This is a genomic window from Acinetobacter sp. PW68, assembly GCF_020982655.1.
Classification (GTDB): domain Bacteria; phylum Pseudomonadota; class Gammaproteobacteria; order Pseudomonadales; family Moraxellaceae; genus Acinetobacter; species Acinetobacter towneri_A.
In genome coordinates this window covers 1,154,022-1,169,347 of record NZ_JAHZSX010000001.1, presented here as the reverse complement: position 1 = coordinate 1,169,347, position 15,326 = coordinate 1,154,022, and the positions used below count along the sequence as shown (strand labels likewise).

11 protein-coding genes are annotated in these 15,326 nt (G+C 40.0%); 5 read left to right on the top strand and 6 right to left on the bottom strand.

All coding sequences use genetic code 11. The features are described 5' to 3' along the window. Nucleotides 1–42: 42 nt before the first annotated feature. The 6 genes from K1T76_RS05545 to K1T76_RS05520 all read right to left on the bottom strand — a co-directional run bounded on the left by K1T76_RS05545 (nucleotide 43) and on the right by K1T76_RS05520 (nucleotide 11,008). A complete protein-coding gene (locus K1T76_RS05545) occupies nucleotides 43–828 on the bottom strand; it encodes a hypothetical protein (protein WP_230244503.1) in 786 nt (261 codons plus the stop codon). A gap of 11 nt (nucleotides 829–839) precedes the next feature. After that, on the bottom strand, nucleotides 840–2,891 hold the full coding sequence (locus K1T76_RS05540; RefSeq protein WP_230244501.1) for a hypothetical protein: 2,052 nt from the start codon (nucleotides 2,889–2,891) through the stop codon (nucleotides 840–842). 27 nt (nucleotides 2,892–2,918) lie between these two features. After that, nucleotides 2,919–6,182 carry a type I restriction endonuclease subunit R gene (locus K1T76_RS05535; protein ID WP_230244499.1) on the bottom strand — a complete coding sequence of 1,088 codons (3,264 nt, stop codon included), beginning with the start codon at nucleotides 6,180–6,182 and terminating at the stop codon, nucleotides 2,919–2,921. Between the two features lie 35 nt (nucleotides 6,183–6,217). Then, on the bottom strand, nucleotides 6,218–7,135 hold the full coding sequence (locus K1T76_RS05530) for an Abi family protein (protein ID WP_230244497.1): 918 nt from the start codon (nucleotides 7,133–7,135) through the stop codon (nucleotides 6,218–6,220). 193 nt (nucleotides 7,136–7,328) lie between these two features. Then, complete coding sequence (locus K1T76_RS05525) at nucleotides 7,329–8,735, bottom strand: restriction endonuclease subunit S (RefSeq protein WP_230244495.1); 1,407 nt, start codon at nucleotides 8,733–8,735, stop codon at nucleotides 7,329–7,331. Beyond that, nucleotides 8,735–11,008 (bottom strand): type I restriction-modification system subunit M, encoded by a 2,274-nt coding sequence (locus K1T76_RS05520; RefSeq protein WP_230244493.1) that lies wholly within the window; start codon nucleotides 11,006–11,008, stop codon nucleotides 8,735–8,737. Before K1T76_RS05520 ends, K1T76_RS05525 begins: the two co-directional genes overlap by 1 nt. Nucleotides 11,009–11,398: 390 nt before the next feature. Between K1T76_RS05520 and K1T76_RS05515 the strand changes: the two genes are divergently transcribed. From K1T76_RS05515 to tnpB, 5 genes are read left to right on the top strand one after another with little or no spacing between them, the layout of a single operon-like run. Beyond that, a complete protein-coding gene (locus K1T76_RS05515; protein ID WP_075696603.1) occupies nucleotides 11,399–12,040 on the top strand; it encodes a hypothetical protein in 642 nt (213 codons plus the stop codon). Beyond that, nucleotides 12,030–14,216: a hypothetical protein gene (locus tag K1T76_RS05510; RefSeq protein WP_230244491.1), complete on the top strand. Its 2,187-nt coding sequence runs from the start codon at nucleotides 12,030–12,032 to the stop codon at nucleotides 14,214–14,216. Before K1T76_RS05515 ends, K1T76_RS05510 begins: the two co-directional genes overlap by 11 nt. Continuing rightward, nucleotides 14,209–14,523, top strand: a complete 315-nt coding sequence (locus tag K1T76_RS05505) for a hypothetical protein (RefSeq protein ID WP_230244489.1) — start codon at nucleotides 14,209–14,211, stop codon at nucleotides 14,521–14,523. The genes K1T76_RS05510 and K1T76_RS05505 overlap by 8 nt, the downstream gene beginning before the upstream one ends. A 45-nt stretch (nucleotides 14,524–14,568) precedes the next feature. Then, nucleotides 14,569–14,952: an IS66-like element accessory protein TnpA gene (gene tnpA / locus K1T76_RS05500; RefSeq protein ID WP_004691518.1), complete on the top strand. Its 384-nt coding sequence runs from the start codon at nucleotides 14,569–14,571 to the stop codon at nucleotides 14,950–14,952. Further along, nucleotides 14,949–15,284, top strand: a complete 336-nt coding sequence (gene tnpB, locus K1T76_RS05495) for an IS66 family insertion sequence element accessory protein TnpB (RefSeq protein ID WP_171489061.1) — start codon at nucleotides 14,949–14,951, stop codon at nucleotides 15,282–15,284. Before tnpA ends, tnpB begins: the two co-directional genes overlap by 4 nt. The last annotated feature ends 42 nt before the right edge of the window (nucleotides 15,285–15,326 follow it).

Sequence of the window (15,326 nt, the reverse complement as noted above, 5' to 3'; positions counted from 1 at the left end):
AGATACCAATTATATTGAAATGATGTCAATAAATCTTACAAATTAAGACTTCTGCTCAATTTTCAATTGATTGCCACCACCACCAATCTGCGCCGTCGCACTATAAGGAAGCTGTGCATTCACTTGCATCACCTGTTCAATGTGCTCAATACGTTTAGAAATGACGGTATCAATATGGACCTGCATTTGCTTTTTACTTTCAACAACAGAGGCAACGACAATATGACAACGTTCATTCAGTTTCTTCAACTGTTCTGTCTTGAAATCAAAATGCTTTGCCATTTCTCGGTCAATACCACTCATATAAAGTTTTCGGCTGTCTGATTCCTCTGGGAATTTGTTTGCTATATCCAACATCTGTGGAACTTTTGAAAACATAAAGTCGTCATTTTCGATGTCTTTTCCCAGATCAGCATACATTGCTTCAACTTTCTGAACTTGTTCCTGACTACCATTCTCCAAGAGAACCAAACGCTCTTCAGCGAGTAAATTGACCTCTTTAAGCATTTGCATCATTGAGCCTTGCATCGCCTGAAAGCCTTTGCATCGAGCTTCAATCATCACTGCTTCCAGACGAGCATTGACTTCCATCAATTCAAGCTGAGCATTTTTGACTAGATCGACACGTTCATTTTCTAGTTTAGCAACTTCCACCTTATCTGGATCATAGTTGGTCACTGTAGAGCTTGTAGAAGTCGACGTTGAATATGAGCCACCATATTCACGATCACTTCCACCTCCACTGCTTGATGCAGCTCCACCTAAAAAACTGCCAACTGCACTTGCAGCCTTACTAACAAAACCACCAATAGAACTAAACAACCCCATTATATTTTTCCTTATTTCATTAATGCTTTACGCATTTTAAAAATCAATGTATTTACGTCTTTTTCTCGCTGAGCTAAAGCTTCACTATAACTTTGAGCATCCTGCAAACATGATGCTAAGTTCTGCTGCTGAACTTTACGTAATTCTTCACTCATAATTAAAACAACATCATCACGTTCTATTAGCTGTTCTTTGGCTAGAAAATTTGTAATTTCATTCACCATACCTTGCTGCCAAACCTCACTAAAGCGTATAAGCCAAATTTTCTGTGCCGTTGTTTTGGTATTAAAGATGACCTTTTCTAACTGTTGCATAAACTGGTGAACAAGCTTGGTGAGTTCTTGCTCTTTTTCAAGCTTCTCTTGACGGTGTCCATTCGGTTGGAAGGCATAAGTAGTATGAATACCTAAACGCTTTTGTAAATAAAATTGATCTAACTCATTCTGGTACTGCTCAATACATGGCAGAATATCAAGTACAGTTTGTTCATCTATAAGTTTATTTAAGCCAGCATCCAACAAAGGCTGAAACTGTTTTAGTAAAGATAAACGCTCACTGCGCCACTCAGCAAACCACTTGGCTATTTCTTCACTTTCAATGCTATTGTCTAAACCAATCTGTATGAGGTCTTGTTGATACTTATCAACGAGAATGAGATAGTCTTCCGCTGACTTACGTAGAACACTGACTACTGTTCTCACAAAATCTAGGGATTGGTCTAGCCATTCCATTTCTTTTAATGTCTTGGTACATAGCGTTGCAGTATGTTCAGCGAGTAATTCAAAACTTGGGCGTGCTTGTTGTTCAAGCTGAGCGAGTCCAAACAATGTATTAGTCTGCTCTAAATTAGAAGAGATTTGCTGAGATTCAGATAACAGATTGATTAAATTTGAGCGCAACAGCGTTAAACCTAGATCAAGTCGTTTTTTAATCTGTTGTAATTGTGATTCAAGTAACTGCTTTTCTTCCGTAGTGACATTGATACTTACAGGTAACTTTTTGTCTAGCTCCCGCTTTAATTCGAGGGCAGTCTTCACTAGATCTAGATTGTCATTTTCCCATTCATCAATTTTACCTAAAAGACTATTCAGCCATTTTTGTGCAGAAAGACTGTACTGCCACACAGATTTATTGATTTCATCAATATTATAGTTTTGTATTTCAACAAGAAAGTCATAAGACACTTTACCCACATTTGATACCGCCGCATTTGACAGATCATCATAAGTTAGACCAAGATCCAAAAGTTTTTTCTCTAATTGTCTTTTTTCATAGTAAATTTCAAAAATACTATTGTACTCATCACATTGTTTCTTAGCTATATTGAATCTGTTCTGATAATCATCATTGGATTCATTGTGAAACTGATCCAAGAAGGGCTCAAAAATCGGCATCCATCCTTTATCTATAAAGAAATTCAAAATTATTTTGCTTTTTTCCCTTCCGATCATACTCGGATGATCTGGTAATAATTTTGGATTATTCAATACCCTCAGTACAGGGAATACACTATGGTTTAAGTAATTCTGATAATTTCCTGTGACATACCAAGAAAAAGAATCATTTGTGCTGAAGCCTGTTATATAGTTAATCTTTTTTAATTGACCTAATTTATCTATATGCTTTGAAATAAATATGCCAGTAGCCTTAGATCCTCTAAATTTTTTTGGATAGTCAAATTTTAAATTATGTTCGCCTTGTTTAAAAAAATATGAACCTTTAGTTCTATCAGTTTTCTCATTATAATAAAAAATCTCAGATAGAATTTCCCATCGCCCTTTTTCAATATCGTTAGGCCCATAAGATTTTTTTAGCTCATTCCATTCACGATAGGCAACATGTTTAACGTGGTTAAAATTTGGAAATAAAAAACCAGTTCTACGATCAAATACAACAAATGGCTTATTTTTAAAAGTAAACCAATTTTGCTCTTCTATAGCATCATATAAAATTTCTTCTACATCATCATAAGCTAGTAGTTTCTTTTTTATTTCTATTAACTGACCTTTCAAGATATTGATATCTTTTTCGTCGTCATATTCAATCTGCGGAACCGTATTCATATTACCCCCTAGCATTTAAACTATTTTTTAAAAATTCTTCTGTTCTCTATTCACCAACACATCATAAATAATATGCGCAAATTGCTTCATCTTCGCAGGATCACTCATCAACTGTGTCATTTGCTCCATATGCGCTGCATTACTGTCTAATACAGCATCATCAAGCGCCGTGTCAAACTCACCCAGCATGGCCTGTTCACGAGTGTTGTTATGAATCTGTTTCATCATTCGTGTGTTCTCAGACATCTTGTCAGCAATGGTCAGAGCATAGTTGATCATGTCTTTCTCTGTCAGATTGTCCGTCACAAACAGATCATTCATACGACTTAAAATCTGCGACAAAAAGTCTTCTTTCTTGTCTTTCGGCTTTGCAGTACCCAGTTCATTACCAGGCTCAAGTTTATGCTCGGTACTATCGGCTTTAAGCTGAATATCCTGTTGGCGTAACTTGGACAAACGGTAATGCGTCATTGCAACATTGCTTAGATCAACCTCATCCTCTTCGGCCACCTGTTCACGCAGTAATGGGCGCAAGTTACGGGCAAAAAGACTGAGCTTCTCCAACTCCTTGTCGTCATATTCCACGATCTGCGACATAAACTCATAGAAACGGGTAAAACTGCCTAAATCCTTTTTAAAGATTTCCAGAGCATCACGCGCTTTCTTCGCTTCAGCAAATTCGTTTTCCGCATTGGCAATTAGTACGGCGTCCCCTGTCTGCTTACAGCGTTCTAAACGGTTCTTGGTGACATCATAATCATTCACGGCTGCCGTGTAACGATGTTGCCAGCGTTGCATCGCAGGCTTACAGATATTGGCAAGTGCCGCATTGGATTTGTTCTTGCTATAAAAAGCTTCTGTAAACTGCTCTACCTCAGTCATAAGGAAAATACCTGCTGACTTCAACTTGTTGGCCAGATCGTACACCTGATCAGGATTGGACACATCTGCCAGTTCTGCTGTTTGGTAGTAAGGTTGGAAGGCATCCAGTATATCTTGCGGTTCATTAAAGAAATCCAGAACAAAGGTGCCAGTTTCTGCTTTACCCGGATAAGTACGATTCAAACGAGATAAGGTCTGTACGCACTCTACTCCACCTAGCTTTTTATCTACGTACATAGCACACAGCTTCGGCTGGTCAAAGCCGGTCTGGAACTTGTTTGCCACAATCATTACCTGAAAGTCATCGCTATCGAATGCCTTACGCATTTCACGACCTTTCAGGTTTGGGTTCATGTTACTTTCAGTAAATTTCTGCCCCAGTAAATGACTACAATCAGAATCATTCTGGTTGAATTCAACTTCACCAGAGAATGCCACCATGGCTTGAATATTCTGGTATTTATTCTCGGCAATGTATTTATCAAAGGCTTGTTTATAGCGTACAGCTTCTTTACGTGAGCTGGTCACCACCATGGCTTTGGCTTGTCCACCGAGTAAGCCCATAATATTCTTTTTAAAGTGTTCAATAATGATATGTACTTTTTGCGAGATATTATGATCGTGTAAGCGTACCCACTGATTCAGCCTGGTCTTGGCTTTCTTGGCATCGACCTGAGCGTCTTTTTCTTCGATCTTCTGCTTGAGCTTGTAGATGACTTTATAGTTGGTGTAATTCTTCAGTACATCCAAAATAAATCCTTCTTCAATCGCTTGGCGCATCGAATAGACATGATATGCCACAGGAATATTGGTTTTAGACGGCGGCATGCTTGGATCGGGCAAGCGTCCAAACAGTTGTAAGGTTTTATCCTTTGGGGTTGCGGTAAAGGCATAGAAGCTTAGGTTTGCACTGCCCTTACGTGATGCCATCACCGCATCGAGTACATCTTCAGAAGAAAGCTGTTCATCTTCTTCACGCTCTTCAATCATCAAAGTTTCTTTGAGCTGACGCGCCGTGGAACCGCTTTGCGATGAATGGGCTTCATCGGCAATGACGGCGTATTTACGTTCTTTTAAACTGGTGCTGTTTTCAATGGCACGCAGTACGAACGGGAAAGTCTGAATGGTCACGATAATAATCGGCTGAGCCATTTCCAAGGCTTTTGCCAGTTTCTCGGATTTAGAGCCATCACCTTCTTTATTGTTAATCCGACCCACGACGCCATCGGCATGTTCAAACTGATAGATCGTATCCTGAAGCTGTGCATCCAAGATGGTTCGGTCTGTCACCACAATCACAGAATCGAACATCTTCTTATTCTGAGCATCATACAGACTGGACAACTGATGCGCCGTCCATGCAATCGAGTTAGATTTACCCGAACCTGCACTGTGCTGAATCAGGTATTTCTGTCCTGTGCCTTCAGCCAATGAGTCCTCAACCAGTTTGGTGACGACTTTCCACTGATGATAACGTGGGAATATCAGGCTCTCTTTTTTGTATATACGACCTTCCCAGTCTTCCTTTTCTTCAATCTGAAGATGGATAAAGTTACCAACAATATTCAGCAAGCTATCAGGTGTGAGTACTTCATTCCATAAATAGCCTGTTGCATACTGATTAGGATCATCAGGAATGTCATTGCCTGCACCCTGTTCTTTGGTGCCTTTGTTAAATGGCAGGAAGTAGGTACTGTCACCATTTAAATGTGTCGCCATATACACTTCATACTGACTCACGGCAAAGTGCACCAATGCACCGCGTTTAAACATCAGCAAGGGTTCAGGCTTATTGGTTTCAGGGTCTTTGGGCAATCGGGTTTTTCGGTACTGGGTCATGGCGTTTTGCACAGCCTGTTTAAACTCAGACTTCAGTTCCATAGTTGCCACAGGGAAGCCATTGATAAACAGGGTCAGATCGATGCGCCATTTTTTGGCTTGTTTGCCAGTTGCCTCTAATTCGGCTTTGGATGTACATGGGCTATACACCAGTTCAGGCACCACACGGCAGATGTTTTGCTGATAGCGTTGATTCAGTTCAGGGTTTAGGCCATGTTCAGGTTTAAACTGGCAAAATGAAAAACGTACCCCACGGGTACGGATACCATGCCGTAATACGCCCAATGTGCCATAGCTACGAGATTCAACATCGGTGGCATTGATGTCGGCTTTTTTAAGCTGAGCCACCACGGTATCTAAAAAATGACGTTCAGTATCATTCGGGAAGATGCTTTTAAACTTCTGCCACTCTTTGTCTTGGGTCTTTTGTACGAAGTCTAAAACATCCTGTTCATACAACGCTTTTTCACGGTTATAGCCTGCGCCTGAACCCACAAGCCAACCATGGCTTTGCATTTGCGCAATAATATCTTGCTGGAAGATGGTCTCTAAAGTTGCATCCGATCTCATGTTTCCCCTACCCTCTCAATACTCAAATTTCTTTATTACGGTTCTATTTGCCAAAGTGGATAGCTTTGCCAATCTTCAGGGAAGCCCATCGCTGTTTTTGATATGTTGTGATGTGTCAAAAGCAGATCAACCAGACGTTTACGCCATGTATGCTGCGGGGCGATTTTGTCCATGAAATAGAGTAGAAATACCAGACTATTATAAATTTTTCGCTCTGCCGAGTGACTAGGTTCAAAATTGCATTGCACCCGAAGCCCCATCGGCTTACTGCGCGGCTTGGCGATGGTTTTGGTAAATTTGCGGTTCCATAGTCTTGAATGATGGGCACAGGTATTTCTTAAGTAAACAAAGTGCTGTAACAGCCCTTCAAACTGTTTTTCATCGCAATCAAAATGACTGGAAATGGCTTTACGTGTCTGAATCGGTGCCAAGAGCTGATACCATTTGGACAGTTGCCCGAAACTCATCACTTCGCAGGTTGCCCAAATCGGTGGTAATTCAGGATCATCATAGCTGCGTTTATAGTGTTCTATAAAGACTTCATCTGCGCGGGACACTTCAGTTTTTAGTGATTCGAGTAAGCTGTGCCATCTAAAGGCGGGTTTAAAGTATTGCCCTTGCAGATAGGCGTGACAACCATGCCGATGCGCCAATTCATAGGCAAAACGGGTACGAACGGCAACTTCCAGACGTTCTATGGCATCCAGGATGAGTAGCCTTAATTCACGATCAAAAACATATAACTCTAAAACCTGTTCAAAACTGGTCTCTGGTTTAAAGCAATGTGGTGAGTGGGTATGTTCAAATGGAAGCCAATAGGCACCTAAGCGATAATAATTGATTTGCTCTAGGTAAAATTGTGCATCTTGCTGATTAGCAAATTGCATGCCGCGCGCTTTTAATAGCTCAATTTGTTCAGCAAAGGTTTTGGCAGGCTTGTTAAAAGATTTCATAGATAGCTTGCCCTGATTGTTATGTTTTTTAGGGCGCTAGAAACAAGTAACCCGACAGTTTGAGGATGCAATTGCTTGCCTAGCCTTGTCGGGTGTTGTTGAGCGTATAGTATCGTGGCTACGACAGACTTACAATGACTTTGTGTAACCATTTCGGTGATTAGATTATAAATACCATATACACTCATGACGTTCATAATCCTTGTTTCTCATTGTTATTATTTGGGTTTTGCCAATTGCGTAAGTCGATCTTGCCTGTCACCGCAGAGGAAATCAGGGCTGTACGGCGTTCTTGCATTACTTCAATGGCTGTGGTTGCTTTCAAAACCAACGCATCAAAAGCCTGTATTTTCTGTCTTAGATAATCTACTAACTCCATTTGTTCTTTTAAAGGTGGAATCGCTGATACAAACTCTAAAATTGAAGTTTTAGTGATGTTATTTGCCATACCTTCTGCACCACTAATTGCTCGTTCAATCAGTGTGCGCATATATGGTGTTGCCATTAAAAGCGTAAAAAATCTTGCATCACAATCTTTAGTTAGATGAATACGGAAAATCTTATCTGACAATAATAAGTTTTCTTGGACATCATTTGGGACTAAAGCAACTGATCCAATTAAGTTAATTGAACCACTTGCACGGGACATCAGTACATCACCTGCTTTTACTTGATACTGAGTATGAGGCTTAGTATGTTCAGGCAATGCTTTGTTCTGCTGAGAATGAAAAATACCGTTATTGACACAACTGGTTTTTAACACCCCCCATTGTTCTGATGTGGCTGGTATATTTTCACATTCAGGGCTTTTCCCTTGCTCCATCAAATGAATGATTCTTTTAATAGGTGCAACTTTCCAATGCTCAGGCACTTGTCCTAACCATTCCACCCCTGAATCCTTCATGTTTACATCGGGATTTAAACCTTTGGTCACGGCATGGCTAATCATTGCTTGACGCTTTTCTTTCAGCAATTCAATCAGCTTTTCTTGTTTGGCAATTAAGCTGTCAATTTTTGCGGTTTCATGGTCAAGAAAATTGGCGATTTTTACTTGTTCATCTGTTGATGGAAGCCACGCATCAGCCGATCGCAATATTGCTTGTGTAATACTGAATACCTTAACGCCTTTGACAGCCAATTGTATTTGAGAGCGAAATTCCTTTGAATCAAAAAGATAGGCATAAAATCTACTAGCACTTGAATTATATGGACGAGCAATGACAGTGTGATAACCTGCAAATATCTGCTCATCGCCTAATAAATGCGTAAAATTTCCTGAACCTTTTAAATCTTCTGAAGTATCAGCAAAAACAAAGTCTCCATTATTTAAAAGCGCATTTTCTGATGTTTTTAGATAGCTTGCATTTACACATTTTAATGGGTGCTTTTTAGGATTAACTTCAAACCCATATTTAGAATGGACTTCACCATAGTTCACACACGGAATACCTTCATCTTGAAGATTTTCTTTTGTGATAGATAAACCTTTACTAAAATTAAATAGGTATCTTAATTTACTAATTGCCCAATGGTTAGGAATCTCACCTAAACAATCAATACCTGAATCTTTATATTCAGCATATTTCTGATACTTCGCCATTAAGAATGCACCTCTTGCAGAAGTGCCGTAATTTCACGGCTGACCGCATCCAAATCCGCATCAATCTCGCTTAAATCACGTGGCGGTTCATACACATAAAAATGACGGTTAAACGGAATCTCATAACCGACAATACCAATTTCAGCATCCTGCGCATCACGCTTATCGGCATTAATCCACGCATCAGGCACATGCGGTTGCACTTCACGCTTAAAGTAAGACTCGATTAAATCGGTGGTGCTGACACTTGAGTCAAGGGCAATGTTTTCCGCATCACGTAAATCACCATCCTGCACAAACTCAACCACTTTGCCTTTATAAGCAAACTGACCGTAAAGCGGATTTTCTGCACCTTTAATGACTTTATTGATCACTGGCTCAGCATCGGCATTCTTCCAGGTGATGGCATCAATGAATTGCTTCTTTTCTTGAGTTTCAAGTTTCACATTGGCATCTTTTAAAGCTTGCTTGAGTACGTCATCAAAAGCATTAAAGTCATCACATTGCGCCGTGCCAATTTTGGCTTGTAAGGCTTGGGCTTTATTGAATAACTGACGTTGTTCTAACCACAGTTTCGGTTCAAGTACGGTTTTAATATCTTTTTCTTTCAGCTCGCTAAATTCAGCTTTAATCAGCGCACGAATCTCGGCTTCATACTCAGTCAATTGACCATAACTGTCTGCTGTCCATGTTGCACCGTATTGCTCATACAGCTTTTGCATCACGGCATTAAATGGCTTCGGTGCAAAACGTAAGGATGCTACAGCAGCATCACTCACCTGAGCCGATAAACGCAAAGGACGCTCGATGGTCACACGGCGGTAGCCAAACTCATAACTGTTAAAGATTTTGCTTGAGAAAGGCTTTTTCTGATCACTTTCACCATCATGGGCTAAGGTATCTACCGCTTCAAATGCGCCGTAGTTTTGGGTAATGGTACGGATTTCTTCATCGGTTAAATAATTACGCTTCGAGCCTAAAGACTTACGCATTTTTGAACTGAGGTTAGTAGCATTAATTAGATGCACCTTTCCTTTACGCTCAGCATCTTTTTTATTGCTCAGTACCCACACATAGGTCGCAATACCAGTGTTATAGAACATGTCGGTTGGTAGCGCGATAATCGCTTCTAACAAATCGGCTTCTAGAATATAACGGCGGATTTCACTTTCACCACTACCTGCACTTCCGGTAAACAAAGGCGAACCATTCAGAATAATGCCGATACGACTACCCTGACCATTGCTGTCAGTATCACGCATCTTGCTAATCAGGTGCATCAGGAACAGTAAAGAACCATCCGATACACGTGGCAAGCCTGCACCAAAGCGACCTTCAAAACCCTTTTGCTCATGCTCATCTTTGATGTCTTTTTCGATCTTCTTCCAATCCACACCAAATGGTGGATTTGACAGCATGTAGTCAAATTTCTCATATGCCAGTTGGTCATTGGAGAGTGTATTACCCAATTTGATGTTACGTACATCCTGCCCCTTGATCAGCATATCCGCTTTGCAGATCGCGTATGACTCTGGGTTGAGTTCCTGACCAAACACCCGCATTACCGCTTCAGGGTTATGCTCATAGACATATTCTGAACCTGAGGATAAAAATCCACCCGTACCCGCCGTGGGATCATATACGGTGCGGATAATGCCTTCTTTAGTCAAAGCATCATCATCTTTGCTAAAGACCAAACCAGTCGTTAAACGTACGATGTCACGTGGGGTAAAATGTTCCCCTGCGGTTTCATTGGAGCTTTCAGCAAAACGGCGAATTAATTCTTCAAACACCAAGCCCATTTCATGGTTCGATACGGCGCTGTAACTTAAGTCGGTTGCAGCAAACTTTTGCACAACTTTATAAAGTAAGTTGGCGTCATCCAGTAGACCAATGAATTCATCAAATTTGAAGTGTTCAAAGATTTCTCGGGCATCTTTTGAAAAGTTCTGAATGTAGTTGTTCAGGTTGGCACGAATGTCTTTTTGCCCCAGATTGCCTAAATCCAGTTCTGATGTATTGAAAAATGATAGACCATTGGTTGCCTTCAAAAGCATCTTTTCTTTGGCTTCTTCTGGCAATGGCATGAGTTTCACTTTTTCATTAGCAGCAAGCACATCAGCCTTGGTTGGAGCCAGCACACACTCCAGACGGCGCAGTAAGGTAAAGGGTAAAATCACACGACCATATTGGGATTGTTTGAAGTCACCACGTAAAAGATCGGCAACCGACCAAATGAATGCTGCTATTTGTGAAAAGTTATTATTTGTCATTAAAAAATACCGCTTGCCCTAAGGCTATAAAACTTGAAATTTATAGTGATGATTGTGCCTGATTTACAACATGTTTTGCTAGAGATAGACTGTACAAAAGAATATTAATTAGAAGTACATATGGGGGTGGGGTTTCAAAAAGTATGCTGGGATTAAATGCAGCCTTAATTGATGTAGAAAATACAAAACTTAGTAAAACCAGCCACATTCAATAACTAATAATCAACAACTTACACAAAAATATATCTAGCTCTGCACTAAGCATATTATTTTCAAAATCTGAAATTCATCAAAAACCATCCACATTTATAACCATTTTCTTGATCTTTTTTTTGAAATTGATTTTTTAGCCATGTCTTTATTTACATTACTAAAATAAGGAGCATAAACATGGCATCTAAACACTCAAATCAGAAGAAATACGCTAAAGCTAAGTTTGACTCACATCAGGTCACCCTTACCCCATACCCACCTTTAAGTAAAATTTACAATTGCTATGCACAAATCTTAAAGGCAGCAAAATTGCCTTCAATTTATCAGCCTGATATCAAGTTACTTTATCCCTCAAAAATTTCAGAGAATGAGTTCTTCGTCTTGGATAACTTCCTGCTTCTATATACTTCCAAAACACAAAGTTTATCCATCAATGCACGCTATATTGTGCAAACCGACATCGACCTGCCTCTGCTCAAATATCAACTCAGTACACGCTTATTCAAATTAATCACTGAGCTTAAAATTGATATTAAATGTATTAATCCAAATAGCGTACTACATACATTCAATGCTTCACTTTCTAAGCATGCGATTTATGACCTAAATGCACTTCACTCTGAAAAACCACGCTGTGAGTTATCGCTTGATTTGCTCGCAAAACTCATCGGCTGTAGTCGTAATCAGCTCTTGTATCAACAAAAACAAATCCACTCTAGTTACACCGACAAAATCCAGCAACTTACGCAAAAGTGCGCAGCGCTCAAACATCTTGAGCCTAACCCAGAACTATTTTGGAGGGCTCAACATGCAAACTAGGCCATTAATTCAGCGTCTTTTAGAGAAAGAATTCATACATGATGACTATGCTGAAATGCTTGAGCAATACTTAGACGGCATACCCCTTATCCCTGAATTAAAGCAATTATTAACACTCGACATCAAAGCAGAGCCGAATCATCAGGATCAACGGACACTTTTTTTACCTGCTCCACCTTCTGTTTCAGCACATCCTATTTGTGCCTATATTTATTCAGTACAACAGCACTCACAGCATTCAGTTATACAGCAATGGGCAGTCCACAATTTACATGCTGCCTGCATTCTTAAATCTATTCCAAATGCAGGTAAAAAAGACCATCAAACCACGATTATTAAAGTACTTGATCGATTTAGATTAGCAAACGAAGCTTATGCCGCATCGCAACAAGGCAAACAATTGAATCGGTATCAGCAGGAATATTTGTGGTTATGGGAGCAATTGCCTAGCCATGAGATTACCTTGGCTGACTTCGTGAAGAGTTTACGGGAATTAGAAAACGACTCTAAACTCAATCGTTTTCAGTATCTATTACTGCTTGATATACGGCGATTCTATGATTATGTCTTAGCACTTAAACCCAAGAAACATTACTCAGCACCACCCAAACACATAGATGAACCACATTATCTAGATGAGCACGGCGCAATTTTATGCTGCCCACAGGATATACCTCAGAAAGAACATCCTGCACTCTTCTTCGAACAATTACAGGACGAGCAGCCCAAACAGCAATACTCACTTAATACAGCACAAGTATCACCTTTAGCCACTCAATCCAGTTTTCTACAACATAAAATTAGCCAGCTCACACAACAACACATTATTAGACAGCAGCATGATTTTATGTGTAGCAAGCATTATCCAGACTTCAATAGCCTGAGCTTACTTGTACAACATTGTCATCAACTCTATTTAAATCATCCAGAAAAAAACAAAGCATATCTTTTTATCTTACTCAGTTTCTTGAGTGGTGTTCCTATTGAGCAATGGCTATATCTACAATCCAGACAACGCTATGCACTCAATAAACGACAGAAGGTCATTTTTGAAAACGATCAATATTTTCTACGTTCCAAATTCACACTGTTTGAGGACTCTGCTTTTGAATACAAAGACCAATTGCTTAATCAGGTGACCCATTTCGATTTGCCTTTAGTAAAAGAGCTGGTAGAGGGTTTAAGACAACCGCCAACAGTGAAGCAAGAACAGGTCGCACATGCATTAAAAAAATGCCGTGAAGAACTCTTCATTCCGTCGTTATCAACTAAAAAAATAAGTGTTTTATTACATCACTGTATTTACCATTACACTCAAAATGAACAACTAGCCGACATTCTTACAGGCATCGATGCAAATCGATCAGTTTCTATTTCATATTGTTCGTATCCAATCTACCGTTTGCAGCAAAGCTATCAGGGTACAGTACAACAACTATCAAATGATTTAGCAAAAGAAATCCATATCATTGATGATGATCGAGAAAGATTTGGTAGCTGTAAAGCGCCGAAACCTGCAACAGTGACGGCGATATTTGCATATTTACAACATCAGATTATTCAAGCTAAACACCATGGGCAAATGCTTGAGATGTTCAATCATTACAATGTCTGGCTGTGGCATATTTTGTTATTGTTCAGTGCTGCTCGACCTGTCAGCGAGTTCCCGGGTTTCTTAAAAAATTTCGATTTAAAACAACAGTGGCTTTGGATTTCTGATAAAGAAATTCACTCAAGAACGGATGATGGGCGTTTAATCCCATTATGTGATTTTGTTGTGAAGGAAATCCGCTTATTCATTACCTACTTAAATGAATTTAAACAACTACACCCAGAGCATCAACCGTATATTCAAGAAATTTTAAGCAGTAAAAGACCCCTTCTCAGTGTCTATCAACATGGTCAATGGCAAGCCCTCAGCCCTCATTTAGTCAACAGTTTCACTCGTATTATGCAACTTAATCATGCCAATTGGCTTAGGCACACAGCTCGTGCATATCTCACCGAAAAAGCAGATGAAAACTTCATTCTGGCTTTGTTTGGGCATGAGCAAAACCAACAAGAAATGGGGCAAAAATTCTCAAGTCTTTCGCTTCAACAATATAAAGAACTCGCCAACTGCCTCAACGATATGCAGCACGCTTACCAAATTGATGGGATGTATGAACATGCTTAAACAAAAACATTATGCACATGAGCGCCGTGCTAAAGATAGAAATAAAAAACAAATGAAAGAGCGCTTACATATTCAATTGATTATTGAGGAGTTTCTCTCCCAAGAAAAATTACAACAGGCACAACAATCACAAAATTTCCCAGATCTCTATAACCAAGTGATTCATCACTTAGAGCAACAAAAAGTAAGCTTTTCTTTAAAAAAGAGCTTTTATCAGCACTTCCGCAAACACATCATTCAATACAATCGTGCCAATGATACAGACTGTAAGCGTCCGCTGAACACACCTTATGAATTCATCCTATAAGCCTTAATTTAGTCCCCACTTAAAAACAAGTGGGGACTAAAATTTATGACTACAAATCACCAGACATCCATCGCATCTCTTGCGAAAAAACGAAGAACATACAGTGCTGAATTTAAACAGCAGATCGTTCAGGCTTGTAAAGCACCGGACGTTTCAATTGCTTCAGTCGCTTTGCAACATGGATTGAATACAAATCTTGTATCCAAATGGATTCGCTTAATTGATGCTAAGCCAGGGAATGATCGCTCACCACTACCGAATAAACCTGCATTTATTGCCTTATCTTGCTCTGCACCATTAGATCCTACTCCTACTGACATGTTAACGGTTCAAATTACTTTACCCCACTCAAAAGCAGAAATTGGCTTGAAATGGCAAGTATCAGAAATATCTGCTTTAGCAGAATTACTCAAGGCACTTGCAACATGATCCGCATTGATGAAATCTGGCTTTCTACCCAACCTCTGGATATGCGAGCAGGGATGGATACGGTCATGGCGCAGATTATGAAAGCCTTTGGCTACATTAAACCGCATTGCGCCTACCTGTTCTGTAATAAACGTGGCCATCGCATGAAAGTGCTGGTACATGATGGACTGGGCATCTGGCTGTGTGCCCGGCGGTTGGAACAGGGCAAATTTCACTGGGCTAAAGTTCACCAGGGTGAAAGCGTAGCCCTCAGCCCGGAACAGTTACAGGCACTGATCCAGGGTTTGCCTTGGCAGCGCATTGGACGACAGCAAGTGGTCACAATGCTCTAAACTAGCTTGGTCCATTCTGCTATTCTCCAAATGTTGTATTTC